This window comes from Micromonospora sp. NPDC003776, assembly GCF_053605645.1.
On sequence record NZ_JBSGJR010000114.1, the window covers coordinates 1 to 14112 of the forward strand.

Below are 14112 nucleotides of genomic sequence, written 5' to 3' on the forward strand. Positions count from 1 at the left end.
CTGGAATCCGCCCGGTCCAGACGCAAACTCCTTGATCAACCCGGCGTGCGGGTCAGGCGCGGAGGTGGGCGAGGACGGCGAGGACGCGGCGGTGGTGGGTGGCGGCGTCGGGCGGGAGGTCGAGCTTGGTGAAGATGTTGCCGACGTGCTTCTCGACCGCGCCGTCGCTGACCACCAGGATCCTCGCGATGGCCGTGTTCGACCGGCCCTCGGCCATCAGGGCGAGCACCTCCCGTTCGCGCGGGGTCAGGGTGGCCAGCGGGTCGTCGCGCCGCCGCCGGACCAGCAGCTGGCCGATCACCTCCGGGTCGAGCACGGTGCCGCCCGCGGCCACCCGGTTCAGCGCGTCGAGGAACTCGTCGATCGCGGCCACCCGGTCCTTGAGCAGGTAGCCGATCCCGCCACCGCCGGCCCCGCCGGCGGTGGCGAGCAGGTCGTCCGCGTACGACACCTCGACGTACTGGGAGAGCACCAGGACCGGCGTACGGGGCACCAGCCGGCGGGCCTCGACGGCGGCCCGCAGCCCCTCGTCGGTGTGTGACGGTGGCATCCGGACGTCCACCACCGAGACGTCCGGCCGGTGCGTCACCACCGCCTCGACCAGGGCGTCGCCGTCGCCCACGGCCGCCACCACCTCGTGCCCCGACTCGGTCAGCAGCCGGATCAGCCCCTCCCGGAGCAGTACGGCGTCGTCCGCGATCACCACCCGCATGGGTCCGGTGTCTACCACGTCCCCGTCCGGCGCGGTGGGCCCTCCCGCCCCGGGCGGGATCGGCGGGTCGACCGGGCTCACCGGGGCAGCTCCGCCCGGACCAGGGTCGGTCCGCCGGCCGGGCTGGTCACCTCCAGGCTGCCGCCGGCGGCCCGGACCCGGTCGGCGATTCCGCTCAGCCCGTGCCCCTTGGCCAGGTGGGCGCCGCCCACCCCGTCGTCCCGGACGGCGATCTCCAGCCGGCCGACCTTGCGCGCCACCTCGACCCGGCACTCGGTGGCCGCGCTGTGCTTGGAGACGTTGGTCAGCGCCTCGGCCACCACGAAGTACGCGGTGTTCTCCACCGCCGGGTCGAGCCGGCCGCCGGGCGTACCCAGGTCGTCGTCGACCACCAGTTCGGTGGGGACCAGGGCGCGCGCGGCGAGGGCGGCCAGGGCGCTGGGCAGGCCCCGGTCGACCAGGATCGGCGGCGCGATGCCCCGGGACAGGGCACGCAACTCGTCGAGGGTCTCCCGGGTCTGGGCGACCGCCTCGTCCAGGGTGCGCCGGGCCGCCTCCGGGTCGGCGGCGAGCTGCTGGCGGGCCCGGCCGAGGTCCATGGCGAGGCGGACCAGCCGCTGCTGCGGCCCGTCGTGGATGTCCCGCTCCAGCCGGCGCAGTGCGGACGCCTCGGCGGAGGCGGCGGCCCGCTTCTGGTCCTCCAGGGTGCTGATCCGGTTGCGCATCTCGGCCACCCCGGTCAGCAGGGAGCGGGCCAGGCCGGCCTGGGTCCGGGCGCAGCCCCGGGCCAGCAGCGGGAGGGTGAGCAGGAAGAAGATCCCGATCGCGGTGTTCAAGGCGACCCGCGGGCCGGCCCCCTCATCCATCCCGAGCAGCTCGCTGAGGTCCTGGTCGCCCGGGCCGCGCGGGATCGCCCAGTCGTACGCGACGTAGAGGGTGCCGGCGACGCCCCCCGCCCACCAGACCAGCACCAGGACGAAGGTGGGGAGGGTCACCAGCAGCTTCACGAAGGCGTGCAGCAGGTCGAGCCAGGACTGCGGGTCCCGCATCGGCGTCAGGATCCGGCGCCAGTAGCCCGACCTCGGCTGCGGCGCCAGGTAGACCGGCCGGACCCGGGGCTGGCGGAGCACGGCCGGCAGCCGGAGCCGCTCGATGTCGGCCAGCGCGCGGGCCGCGTACAGGGTGCCGGCGAGGACGGGCAGGCCGAGCGTGGTGACCAGCAGTCCCGCGGTGAGCGAGATGCCGGCCACGGCCACCACGAAGCCGACCAGCGCCAGCGGCAGGCCGACGAGCACGTAGCCGGAGTCGCGGAGGAGCTGCCGGAACAGTCCCCGTACGGGTGTGGTGGGAGTGGGCCGGGAGGCCAGCGGTACGGCGGTCATGCCCCGAGGCTATGGGCCCGCACCCGTCCGGCCCCATCCCGTGCGCGGGCCTCTCCGGGGTGGGGTTCTCCCTACCCAGGAGGTGATCCGCGCCTCCCCGCATCGTGACACAGCGCAACCGGGCGCGCGCGATTGGTCAGAGAAGTCGGGATTGAGCAATAATCGCCGAGCGGCGCCGAGGGAGCCGGTGTATCGATCTTGTCTGGATGGAGGTGCAGGTGAAGGCGCGTCGCGGGCTCGCAAGATCGCGATTTGTGCACCTCTTCACAAGCGCCTACTCTGTAGTTCCGACGCGCCCTGCTAGCACAGCCGGCAACATCGGTCGCCAGCGGGAGTCCCGGAACGACCGGCCGCCGTCGCTGGTCGAGGATCGCACCGCACGGAGTCTCATGAGTCAGCACCGTCACCCTGGCGCGCCCGGCCGCACCGGTGCCGTACCGGCGCTTCCGGACCTGCCCGAGGCGACCGTGGCACGGCTGCCGGAATACCTCCGTGCCCTGCACGCGCTCGCCGAGGCCGGCCACGAGACGGTCTCCAGCGAGGGGCTGGCCAACGCCGCCGGGGTGAACTCGGCGAAGCTGCGCAAGGACCTCTCCCACCTCGGCTCGTACGGCACCCGGGGCGTCGGCTACGACCTCGGGCTGCTGATCGACCAGATCGAGTTCGTGCTCGGGCTCACCCAGCGGCGGGCCGTCGCGCTCGTCGGCGTGGGTAATCTCGGTCACGCCCTGGCCGGCTACGACGGCTTCGCCAGCCGCGGCTTCCGGATCGCCGCGCTGCTCGACGCCGACCCGTCCCGGGTCGGTGAGCAGATCAACGGCCTGGTCGTGCGGCACATCGACGAGCTGCCCCGGGTCGCCGCCGAGGAGTCGATCTCGATCGGCGTGATCGCCACCCCGGCGCCGGCCGCCCAGGCGGTCGCCGACCAACTGGTGGCGGTCGGCGTGACGAGCATCCTCAACTTCGCTCCGTGCGTACTCTCGGTTCCGGAGGGGGTCGACGTGCGCAAGGTCGACCTCGCGATCGAGCTGCAGATCCTGTCCTTCCACGAGCACCGCAAGGCGTCGCTGACCGCGCTCCCCGCCACCGGCGGGTCCGCTCTCACCGCCCTGCCGGGCGGGCTCGCGGCCACCGACAACCAGGAGGCGATCGGCACGTGAAACTGCTCGTCGTCGGCGCGTCCTACCGCACCGCCCCGGTCGCGACGCTGGAGCAGCTGGCGGTCCCGCCCGCGGACCTGACCCGCACCCTGGACCGCCTGGTCGCCCAGCCGTACGTCGCCGAGGCCGTGCTCGTCTCCACCTGCAACCGGGTGGAGGTGTACGCGGCCGTGTCCGGGTTCCACGGCGGCCTCGGGGACATCTGCGGCGTCCTGGCCGAGCAGGCGGCCTGCCCGCCGGCGGCGCTCGCCAACCACCTCTACGTGCACTACGACGCCGCGGCCGTGGACCACGTCTTCCGGGTCGCCGCCGGGCTCGACTCGATGGTGGTCGGCGAGGCGCAGATCCTCGGCCAGCTCCGCGACGCGTACCACTCGGCCGCCGGGGCGGACTCCGCCGGCCGGCTGCTGCACGAGCTGATGCAGCAGGCGCTGCGGGTGGGCAAGCGGGCCCACGCCGAGACCAACATCGACCGGGCCGGTCAGAGCGTGGTCACCGCCGCCCTCGACCTCGCCGCCGAGCTGCTCGACGGCGACCTCGCCGGCCGGCGCGCCATGGTGGTCGGCGCCGGCGCGATGGGCTCGCTGGGCGTGGCCACCCTCTCCCGGCGGGGCGCCGGGCCGCTCACGGTCACCAACCGGGGCGCCGAGCGGGCCGTCCGGCTGGCCGAGTCGTACGGCGCCAGCGCGGTGCCGATGGCCGAACTGGTCGACGCCCTCTCCACGGTGGACCTCGTGGTGGCCGCCACCGCCGCCACCGAGCCCGTCCTCACCCACGACGTGGTGACCCGGGCGCTGGCCCGGCGGGACGCCGAGCGGGGGCCGCTGGTCCTGCTCGACCTGGCCGTCCCGCGCGACGTCGAGGAGGGTGTGGCCGCGCTGCCCGGCGTCGAGGTGATCGACATCGACCGGATGGCCGCGATCCTCGCCGACGGCCCGGCCGCCGCCGACGCCGCCGAGGTGACCCGGATCGTGACCGGCGAGGTCGAGGCGTTCCTCAGCTGGCTGCGCGGCGCCGACGTGGCGCCCACGGTGGCCGCGCTGCGCGGTCGCGCCGACGACGTGGTCACCGCCGAGCTGCGCCGACTCGCCCAGCGCCGTCCCGACCTCAGCGACGACCAGCGCGCCGAGGTCGCCCGTACCGTCCACCGGGTGGTGCAGCGCCTGCTGCACCAGCCGACCGTCCGGGTCCGCCAGCTCGCCGCCGAGCCGGGGGGCGACCAGTACGCCGCCCTGCTGCGCGAGCTGTTCGACCTGGAGGTGCCGCAGACCTCCCCGGTCGACACCGTTCCCGACGTGGTCGAGCCCGACGGCGTCACCGTCCAGGGCCGTCCGTCGTTCGACGCCGCAGACGTCCCGCCCACCGGAGGTGTGCGATGACCGCCCCCCTGCGCCTCGGCACCCGGGGCAGCGCCCTGGCGATGGCCCAGTCCGGCCACGTCGCCGAGGCCCTCACCGCGGCCACCGGCCGCCCGGTCGAACTGGTCGAGGTGGTGACCGCCGGCGACCGCTCCTCCGCGCCGGTGCACCGGCTCGGCGTCGGTGTCTTCGTCTCCGCGCTGCGGGACGCGCTGACCGCCCGCACCATCGACTTCGCCGTCCACTCGTACAAGGACCTGCCCTCCGCGGCGGCCCCCGGCCTGCACATCGCGGCGGTGCCGCAGCGGCAGGACCCGCGGGACGCGCTGGTCGCCCGGGACGGCCGGACCCTCGCCGAGCTGCCGCCCGGCGCGCGGGTCGGCACCGGCGCGCTGCGCCGCATCGCCCAGTTGCACGCGCTGGGCATGCAGTTGGAGGTCAGCCCGATCCGGGGCAACGTCGACACCCGGCTCGGCCGGGTGCTCGGCCCGGACGCCGACCTCGACGCCGTCGTGCTGGCCCGGGCCGGGCTCAACCGGCTCGGCCGGGCCGATGTGATCACCGAGACTCTCGATCCGATGCTGATGCTGCCCGCGCCCGCCCAGGGCGCGCTTGCGGTGGAGTGCCGGATCGACGATCAGGATCTGGTCGAGCTGCTCGCGGTGCTCGACCACGCACCGTCCCGCGCCGCGGTCACCGCGGAGCGGGCACTGCTGGCCACCCTGGAGGCCGGGTGCAGCGCGCCCGTCGCCGCCTACGGCGAACTCGCCGAGGGTGAGACCGGTGAGGAGATCTACCTGCGCGGGGCGGTGATCAGCCCGGACGGTACCCGTGACCTCCGGCTGTCCCGCACCGGAACGCCCGCCGACGCGGCGGAGATCGGCAAGGCACTCGCCGCCGAACTCCTCGAACTCGGCGCCGACTCGATCCTCGGCCAAGAAGGACACGCCGGCCCGGGGACCCAGCAATTTGGGAGCACAGAATGACCCGCACCCGTAAGCCCGTAGGCCGAATCGCGTTCGTCGGGGCCGGTCCCGGCGACCCGGGCCTGCTGACCCGCCGGGCGCTGGACGCCCTGGTCGACGCCGACCAGGTGGTCTACGACCGGGGAGTCCCCGAGTCGCTGCTCGAGCACGTCCGCGCCCAGGCCAGGTCCGACGCCGAGTTCAGCCCCGCCGAGGGCGTACCGGGGGACGTGGCGAAGGTGCTGATCTCCGCGGCCCGCGCCGGGCAGAACGCGGTGCACCTGGTCGCCGGGGACCCGTTCGGCCACGACTCGGTGGTCAAGGAGGTGCAGGCGGTGGCGCGTACCGCCGCGCACTTCGAGGTGGTCCCGGGCATCGGGCAGGCCGAGGGCGTGGCCACCTACGCGGGCGTACCGCTGCCGGGCGTGCGGACCGCCGCCGACGTCGAGGACGTCAGCACGCTGGACTTCGACGCGCTGGCCGCCGCGGTCACCCGGGGCTCGCTGGCCCTGGCCGTGGACGCCGGCGACCTGGCCGCCGTCCGGGACGGTCTGCTGGCCGCCGGGGTGGAGGGCACCACCGGCGTCGGGGTGACCGGCGACGGCACCGGCGAGACGCAGTACACCACCACGTCGACCGTGGACTCCTTCGTCGCGGCGGCGCTCGGCTTCACCGGCCGGGTGGTGCTCACCGTCGGCGAGGGCGTCGGCCAGCGGGACAAGCTGAGCTGGTGGGAGAACCGCCCGCTGTACGGCTGGAAGGTGCTCGTCCCCCGGACCAAGGAGCAGGCCGGCGCGATGAGCGCGCGGCTGCGCGCGTACGGGGCCATCCCGTGCGAGGTGCCGACCATCGCGGTCGAGCCGCCGCGCACCCCGGCCCAGATGGAGCGGGCGGTCAAGGGCCTGGTCGACGGCCGGTACGCCTGGGTGATCTTCACCTCGGTGAACGCGGTCCGCGCGGTCTGGGAGAAGTTCGCCGAGCACGGCCTCGACGCCCGGCACTTCGGCGGCGTCAAGATCGCCTGCATCGGTGAGGCGACCGCCGAGGCGGTCCGCGCCTTCGGCATCCAGCCGGAGCTGATCCCGTCGGGCGAGCAGTCCTCCGAGGGCCTGCTGGCCGAGTTCTCGCCGCACGACGAGATCCTCGACCCGGTCGGCCGGGTGCTGCTGCCGCGCGCCGACATCGCGACCGAGACCCTCGCCGCCGGGCTCACCGAGCGCGGCTGGGAGGTCGACGACGTGACCGCCTACCGGACCGTCCGGGCGGCCCCGCCGCCGGCCGAGATCCGGGACGCGATCAAGTCGGGTGGCTTCGACGCGGTGCTCTTCACCTCGTCCTCGACCGTGCGGAACCTGGTCGGCATCGCCGGGAAGCCGCACGCGCGTACCGTTGTTGCTGTCATCGGGCCCAAGACGGCGGAGACCGCCACGGAGTTCGGCCTGCGGGTCGACGTGCAGCCTCAGCACGCCTCGGTGCCCGACCTGGTGGAGGCGCTCGCCGCCTACGCCGTCGAGCTGCGCGAGAAGCTCGCCGCCATGCCGGCCAAGCAGCGCCGCGGCTCGAAGGTGCAGGGCCCGACCGCCCTGAGGTTCCGCTAGTCGTCAGGAGGCTCGTCATGCCGTACCCCGAGATCCGGCCCCGCCGGCTGCGCCGTAACGCGGCCGTGCGGCGGCTGGTCTCCGAGACCCGCGTCGACCCGGCAGAGCTGGTCCTGCCGATGTTCGTCAAGGAGGGGCTGGCCGAGCCGCGCGCCGTGGCGTCGCTCCCGGGGGTGCTCCAGCACTCCCGGGACTCGCTGCGCAAGGCCGCCGTCGAGGCGGTCCAGGCCGGTGTGGGCGGCATCATGCTCTTCGGGGTGCCGGCGCAGCGGGACGAGACGGGCTCCGGCGGCATCGACCCGGACGGCATCCTCAACGTCGCCATCCGGGACGTGATCTCCGAGGTCGGCGACGCCACCGTGGTGATGAGCGACCTCTGCCTGGACGAGTTCACCTCGCACGGGCACTGCGGCCTGCTCGCCCCGGACGGCGGGGTGGACAACGACGCCACGCTGGAGTCGTACGCCCGGATGGCGGTCGCCCAGGCCGACGCCGGGGTCCACATGGTCGGGCCGTCCGGGATGATGGACGGCCAGGTGGGCGTCGTCCGCCGGGCCCTGGACGCCGCCGGGCACCAGGACGTCTCGGTGCTCGCGTACGCGGTGAAGTACGCCTCCGCCTTCTTCGGCCCGTTCCGGGACGCCGTCGAGTCGGCGCTGGAGGGCGACCGGCGCAGCTACCAGCAGGACCCGGCGAACCTGCGCGAGTCGCTGCGCGAGGTGGAGCTGGACGTCGCGGAGGGCGCCGACCTGGTGATGGTCAAGCCGGCCCTGCCGTACCTCGACGTGGTGTCCGCGGTCCGGGCCGCGGTGGACGTCCCGGTCGCCGCCTACCAGGTCTCCGGCGAGTACGCGATGGTCGAGGCGGCCGCCGCGAACGGCTGGATCGACCGCGAGCGGGTGATGCTGGAGACGCTCACCTCGATCCGGCGGGCCGGCGCGCAGATCATCCTCACCTACTGGGCGGTCGAGGCCGCCCAACTGCTCCGCCAGCGCTACTGACCGCGGCCGGCGGGGCGCCCTCGCGCGTCCCCGCCCGGTCGCGCACAGCGCCGGCGCACCCTTCGCCGGGCCTTCCCCTCTGCGGCCCCCGCCGCGTCCCTTCGCCACGCCTTGCGCTCCAGCGGCACCATCGCCACCGCAGGGGACCGACCGCCCACGTCGCATGGGGTCGGCACCACCCGCTCGGTGCCCTTTGCTCTGCTTCAACGCACGCAACACTGGGAGCGCTCCACTGTTGCGTCGGTTGAAGCAGAGCAAAGGCGCGGCGAAGGGATGCCCCGGCCCGGCGAAGACAGCGCGCGCGGTGCTGCCCGGAGTGCTGTCCACAGGGCTGTCCACAGGGGTTGTCGCGGCGGTGCCCGGCCGGTCAGGGTTCGGGCATGGCTTCCGTGTTCGCACCACGACCGACCGGGCCGACCATCGGCCCCTTTCCCATCGCCGGGCTGGTCCGTCAGGCCCGGCGCCGGGTCGGGCTGGGCCAGCGCCAGATGGCACGGTTCGCCCGGGTCGCGCCCTCCACCATCGGTCGCGTGGAGTCCGGTGAGCTGACGCCGAGTCTGCGTGTTCTCGAACGGATCTTCGGCGCCGCCGGTCTCTATCTCGCCCTGGTCGACCAGGACGGCCGGGTGATCCAGCCGATGGACGACTGGGAGGGCATCCGCGACGGCGCCGGCCGTCGCTACCCGTCGCACCTGAAGCTGATCATCGACCCCGAGCCGGGGGAATGGTGGGCCGACATCTACGGGCTGGCCCGCCCGCCCGAGACGTTCCACCGGTGCCCGGTCCACGTCGAGGAGCGCCGGCGACGGAGCCAGTGGGAGGTGCGGGTGGCGAAGTACCGCGCCACGCCGCCCCCGCCGGATCCCCGCCGGTGGCGCTGGAGCTACTGAAGCGGCCCGCCGCCCGGCTGGTGAGCCGGGCGACGGGCCGCAACGAGGATGGCGCGTCAGTCGTCGTTCAGGATGGTCCCGACGGCGATCGGGTCGGCGAGCCGGAGCCCGGGCACGCCCGCGACGTAGAGCTTGAGCTGCTCGTCCGCCTCGACCTTCTTGTCACCGCGCACGGTCACCGGGAAGGCCAACGACGTCTGGCCGGCGGCCAGCGTCCGGCAGCCGACGTACGTGTCGTAGTCCGACCCGGCCGACGCCGTGGTGCCGTAGGTGGTGGCGCAGATCAGCGCCGGCTCGGAGAGCGGCCGAGAGACGGTCACCGTGAACGTCATGGTGGTGTCGCCCTTGTTGCCCTCGACCACCGAGGTGTCGGCCACGCTCAGCGACGCACGCGAGCGGAACCGGGCCACCTGCGGGTCGTGGTCGCTGGCCCCCCGGTCGCCCAGGCCCTCGGCGTCGGTCGGGTAGTCGGCGTTGATGTGCGCCGCCCGGACCTGCACCAGGTCGTCGTGGAGCTTGCCGTTGACGAAGAGGTTGTCCAGCGTCTGCGCCTGCCCGCTGAAGGTGTACGAGTAGGCCGCCGCCGGCGCGTCCGCCACCAGGTCGTCCCAGAGGTTGTGCATCCCGGCCCGGTACAGCGGGCCGAGCTGGTCCGACGGGGTCGGGTCGTCCCCGGTGGCGATCGGGTCGTCCGGGCGCGGGAAGACGTTCAGGTCACCGCCGTAGATGACCCGGGCGTCCGGGTCGGTCGCCTCGATCGCCTGGGTCAGCGCGGCCCCGTACGCGGCCTGCTCCCGCCGCTGCCCGACCCGGCTGTCCGGACCGGACGAGTAGTGGTTGCTGACCGCCCAGAGCGTGTAGTGCTCGCTCGACCCGGGAGCCGCCGCCACGGTGAACTTGGCCAGCTGCGCGGCCCGGGTGTAGACGTTCGAGCCGTCCACCCCGGTGGAGCGGTCCACGTCGGACGGCAGCACCGCGTTGAACGCCTTCGGGTTCTGCACGTCCGCGTTGGAGGGCAGGCCCGCCGAGCGGTACTGCACGGTCGGGGCGGTGCCCAGCAGCGGGTCGCCGGCGGTCGCCTCGGCCAGGGTCAGCCGGTCCGTGCGGTAGAGGAACGCCGAGGTGATGCCCCGGGCGTCCGCGCCGGTCCGGTCGTAGGCCGCCGCGTACGCCGGGCCGCCGTTGGCGGCGATGGCCACCGCCAGCTCCTGCACGGTGTCCGGTGCGCCGTCGGCGTTGTTGGTGTCGCCGCAGACCAGCACGCCGGCGGTGACGGTGCAGATGTCCTGGTCCTCGGCCTCCTGCACCAGCACCAGATCGGGGCTGTGCAGCGCGTTGATGATCTGCCGCGCCTCCACGTTCAGCCGGTCGGTGTAGGCCGCCTCGTTGGCCGGCACGTAGTCGAACGGCGGGGAGACCCCGGCGCAGCCCGAGTTGCCGGCGAAGTCACAGCCGTCGAACGGGTCATCCCGGTAGTCGTACAGGTTCTCCAGGTTGTACGTGGCGACCGCGACCTCGGCGTTCCGGTCCGCCGGCTGCGGCGGGTTGTTCTCCGACGGGTCCGCGCCACCGGTCAGGGTGAGCTGCTCCGGCTGCACGCTGTACTTGCTGAACGCGTACGAGACGGCGCCGTAGGCGTCCTCGGTGAGCGTGTCGTACGTGCGGGCCTCCGGCAGCAGCGCGCGGGCGTCCCCGGCGGTCGCCTTGACGCCCCCGGCGCCGATCAGGATGCGCTGGTTGTTGCCGTTGTCGAAGAGGGTGCCCGGGATGTCGTCCAGCGGGTGCGCGTCCCGGAACACCCGGCGGGCGTACGGGTCGGTCCGCTGCATGATCGGGTCCTCGCGGTCCAGCACGTAGAACTCCGAGTCGGCGGTCGAGGCGTAGATGTGCCGCGGGGCGGAGACCCCGCTGCCCGAGCGCACCCGCATCCGCTCGCCCTCGTGCCGCTCCCAGAACTGGTTGGCGCCGGCCGCGTCGGCCGGCGGGATCGCGTCGTCCACCCGGACGGCGCTGTCCACGTTCAGGCCGGAGTCGAGCTTGCGGACCAGCGAGGTGCTGGAGAGCTGGGTCTGGTCGAAGTACTCCGAGACCCGCCCACGCAGCACCACCTCGTCGCCGACGGTCGGCGCGTAGCCGCCGATCAGCGTGGTGAAGGTGCCCGTGAAGACGTAGATGCCGTCCGAGGTGAGCGCGTCGCCGTCCTCGGTGCCCAGCCGGCTCTGCAGGTAGAAGCCGTTCTGCTCGGCGCCGGAGGAGCTGAGGGTGAGCGACTTCTGGGTGATCACGCCGCGCACGTCGTACAGGGTGGAGCTGGTGCCGTTGCCGCTGGCCGGGGCGAGCGGCGACCGGGCGCCGCGGCCCTGCACCTCGCCCACCGACAGCACGGCGGTGGCCTGCACGGTGAACGTGCAGGTCGCGGTGCCGCCGTCGGCGTCCGTCGAGGTCACGGTGACCGCGTACGCACCCGCCTTGAGGCCGGTCGCGGTCAGCGTCGCGGTCGCCGTGCCGCCGGCTGCGGCGGCCGGGGTGAACGCGGTACGGCTGATCGAACCGCTGGCCGGCGTGGGGCTGACCGCGGTGACCGCGAGGTCGGTGATCGTGTCGTCGGCGTCGGTGGCGGTGACCTGCCGGGTGGCGGTGCCGCCGGCCTCGACGGTGAGCGTGCCGCCGCAGGTGAGGGTGGCCGGCTGGTCGACCGGGCCGCCGCCGGAGTCGACGCTGTGGCTGCCCAGGCCGTCGAAGGTGTCGGTGGCGAAGCCGACCCACTGCACGGCGGGGTCGAAGACGTCCGACGGGTCGGTGTCGCCGGAGGTCACCGAGGGGAGCCGGCGCAGCGTGTTGTCGGCGGTGCTGGTGAGCCCGGTGCCCCACTCGGTGCCCGGGTCGAAGCCGACCTGCCCGATCGAGTCGACCACCGTCGTGCCCTTGCGCAGCACGATCGCGTCGTCGCCGTTGTACAGCGAACCGCCGTACGTCTGGTCGGCCTGGGCGAGGATCGCGGGCGCGGCCGAGGAGGCGGCGAAGACGAAGACGTCACCGGCGGCGACGGTGCCGGTCAGCGGGACGTTCGTCGACGTGGTGGCGCCGTTGAAATAGAACTGGAGCTGGTAGCCGGCGGCGGTCAGGTCGACCGGGGCGCCGGTGCCGTTGTAGAGCTCGATCGCCTTGTTGTTGGACGAGCCCTCGACGTACTCGGAGATGAACAGGTCGGTGGACGCGGCGCTGGCCGCGGGGGGTGCGAGTCCGACCGCCGTCAGGGATACGGCGGCGGTGGTCGCGAGCGCGGCGAGTGAGCGGCGCGGGCGCATGGAGCCTCCACGATGGGTGGACACGGAACAAACGCACGTTAAGGGCACTTCCGGTCCGGCGTCCATCCCCCGGGCAGCCGTTTGGTGAACTCCCTTCAGCGGTGCGGGTCCAGCCGATGCACCAGCTCACCGACGTCCACGCCGTATTCGCACCAGTCACGGTCGGGGCGGTAGCCCAGCTCCGCGTTGACCTTCAGCATCGCCTCGTTGGCCTGCGCGTTCCAGGTCTGCACCTCGGTCAGCTGCGGCTCGGCCGAGCGCAGCTCCAACAGCATCCGGGCCTTGATGGCCCGGTCGATGCCGTAGCCGCGGTGGTCACGGACGACGATGGTGTCGTACTGGTCGGCCCGGGTCGGGTGCTGCGCCGGCACCACCACCTCGGTCAGCCCGGCCACCTCGCCGGTCTGCTCGTGCAGGGCCAGCACGATGTACGGCTTCATGCCCCGCCGGTGCAGCGTGTCGAGGCTGTCCCGGAGCCGCTGCGGATCGTACGAGCTGGGGCGCAGCTCGCCGTCGTCGACGTCGCGCACCTCGGCCTTGGCCCGCGCGTACGCCGAGAGCAGGTCGTCCGGCAGGCCGCCCGGGCAGAACTCCAGGTGGTAGCCGGCGCCGACGCCACCGGCCGTCTCGGTCAGCGCCGGCCAGTCGACCGCGCCCAGATCGAGCACGCTGCGGGTCTCCACGTACTCCCGGGTGAAGCCGAGCGACTCGTAGAACGCCAGGGCCGGGGTGTCGCCGACCACCTCGACGCCGATCGACTGGAAGCCCTCGTCCCAGACCCGGCGGGCGGCCACCCGCACCAGCTCCCGGCCCAGCCCGGTGCGCCGGGCCGTCGGGTGGACCAGCACCTCCAGCACCCCGATCCCGCCGAGGAGCAGCACGTTGACGTGGCCCAGGATCGGGCCCGGGGTGCCGTCCGGGGCCGGATCGGCCTGGGCGATCCAGGCGATCCGCCGCTCACCGGGCATCACCTCGGAGAGGTACTCCCGCATGGAGCTCTCCCGCCACGGCGGATCCTGCGGCAGGTCGGCCGCCAGGACCGCGTTCAGCGTGTCCAGCAGCGACGCGATCTCGGCGGACGACGCGGTCCGAGGGTCCCACTCGCGCACCATCACCCGTCTAGCTTGCCGTCAACCGCTGCCGGGGGGAAGGGCTCAGTTCTCGAATGTGTCCGGCCGGTCACGTCACGTACGGCTCAATCGGCCGTACTCGTTGGCCTTGTCGAAGACGTCCTGGGCGTACCGGCGTACATCGTTGTAGGAGAGGATGGCGCCCCACCAGTCGCCCGCGATGCTCATGTTCCGGCCGCCCTGGCACAGGTAGTTGCCGGCGGCCAGGGCGGCGTCGTCGAGGTCGTGCGGGTTCCGCGCGCCGTCGTTGTCGCCGTCCGCACCGACCGACTGCCAGGTGCCGGGGATGAACTGCATCGGGCCGATCGCGTGGTCCCAGACGGTGTCGTGGTCGAGTTGGCCCCGGTCGCTGTCCGGGATCCGGGACGTGCCGCCCTGCCCGTTGAGCGGGGGCCCGATGATCTCCGGTGTCGACACGCCGTCCGGCCGGAGCGTGGCGCCGTTGGCCGCGCCGTGCCGGGACTCGACGTATCCGATCGCGGCCAACGTCGTCCAGCTGAGCTGGCAGCTCCGCCACGAGGCGCCGGGGAGCAGAACTGGAACGGGCCATCCTGCACGCGGCGGCGGAGGAACTGCGCGAGTCCGGCTACGCGGGGATGACCATGGAC

At 73.7% G+C, this 14112-nt stretch carries 11 protein-coding genes; 6 read left to right on the top strand and 5 right to left on the bottom strand.

Features of this window, described 5'->3' with window-relative positions; translation table 11 throughout:
• Window positions 1-52: 52 nt before the first annotated feature.
• A complete protein-coding gene (locus ACWEVO_RS12660) occupies window positions 53-712 on the bottom strand; it encodes a response regulator transcription factor (RefSeq protein ID WP_452307674.1) in 660 nt (219 codons plus the stop codon).
• A gap of 77 nt (window positions 713-789) precedes the next feature.
• Window positions 790-2094, bottom strand: coding sequence for a sensor histidine kinase (locus ACWEVO_RS12665; RefSeq protein ID WP_452307675.1), 1305 nt, complete (start codon window positions 2092-2094; stop codon window positions 790-792).
• A gap of 389 nt (window positions 2095-2483) precedes the next feature.
• Between ACWEVO_RS12665 and ACWEVO_RS12670 the strand changes: the two genes are divergently transcribed.
• The 6 genes from ACWEVO_RS12670 to ACWEVO_RS12695 all read left to right on the top strand — a co-directional run bounded on the left by ACWEVO_RS12670 (window position 2484) and on the right by ACWEVO_RS12695 (window position 9066).
• A complete protein-coding gene (locus ACWEVO_RS12670) occupies window positions 2484-3254 on the top strand; it encodes a redox-sensing transcriptional repressor Rex (RefSeq protein ID WP_452307676.1) in 771 nt (256 codons plus the stop codon).
• The gene (locus ACWEVO_RS12675; protein WP_452307677.1) at window positions 3251-4633 is read left to right on the top strand and encodes a glutamyl-tRNA reductase; all 1383 of its coding nucleotides are present in this window, start codon (window positions 3251-3253) and stop codon (window positions 4631-4633) included. The genes ACWEVO_RS12670 and ACWEVO_RS12675 overlap by 4 nt, the downstream gene beginning before the upstream one ends.
• The gene (gene hemC / locus ACWEVO_RS12680) at window positions 4630-5598 is read left to right on the top strand and encodes a hydroxymethylbilane synthase (protein WP_452307678.1); all 969 of its coding nucleotides are present in this window, start codon (window positions 4630-4632) and stop codon (window positions 5596-5598) included. The genes ACWEVO_RS12675 and hemC overlap by 4 nt, the downstream gene beginning before the upstream one ends.
• Window positions 5595-7175 (top strand): uroporphyrinogen-III synthase, encoded by a 1581-nt coding sequence (locus ACWEVO_RS12685; protein ID WP_452307679.1) that lies wholly within the window; start codon window positions 5595-5597, stop codon window positions 7173-7175. Before hemC ends, ACWEVO_RS12685 begins: the two co-directional genes overlap by 4 nt.
• 17 nt (window positions 7176-7192) lie before the next feature.
• Window positions 7193-8176 carry a porphobilinogen synthase gene (gene hemB / locus ACWEVO_RS12690; RefSeq protein ID WP_452307680.1) on the top strand — a complete coding sequence of 328 codons (984 nt, stop codon included), beginning with the start codon at window positions 7193-7195 and terminating at the stop codon, window positions 8174-8176.
• 380 nt (window positions 8177-8556) lie between these two features.
• Window positions 8557-9066 (top strand): helix-turn-helix domain-containing protein, encoded by a 510-nt coding sequence (locus ACWEVO_RS12695; RefSeq protein ID WP_452307681.1) that lies wholly within the window; start codon window positions 8557-8559, stop codon window positions 9064-9066.
• A gap of 56 nt (window positions 9067-9122) precedes the next feature.
• On the opposite strand, the gene ACWEVO_RS12700 is transcribed toward ACWEVO_RS12695, so the two are convergent.
• From ACWEVO_RS12700 to ACWEVO_RS12710, 3 genes are all read right to left on the bottom strand, one after another.
• Entirely contained in the window at window positions 9123-12374 is a 3252-nt protein-coding gene (locus ACWEVO_RS12700) for a lamin tail domain-containing protein (RefSeq protein ID WP_452307682.1), read from the bottom strand.
• A gap of 95 nt (window positions 12375-12469) precedes the next feature.
• On the bottom strand, window positions 12470-13486 hold the full coding sequence (locus ACWEVO_RS12705) for a GNAT family N-acetyltransferase (RefSeq protein WP_452307684.1): 1017 nt from the start codon (window positions 13484-13486) through the stop codon (window positions 12470-12472).
• A gap of 72 nt (window positions 13487-13558) precedes the next feature.
• On the bottom strand, window positions 13559-14112 hold a 554-nt coding region (locus ACWEVO_RS12710; RefSeq protein WP_452307683.1), incomplete at its 5' end, for a lytic transglycosylase domain-containing protein.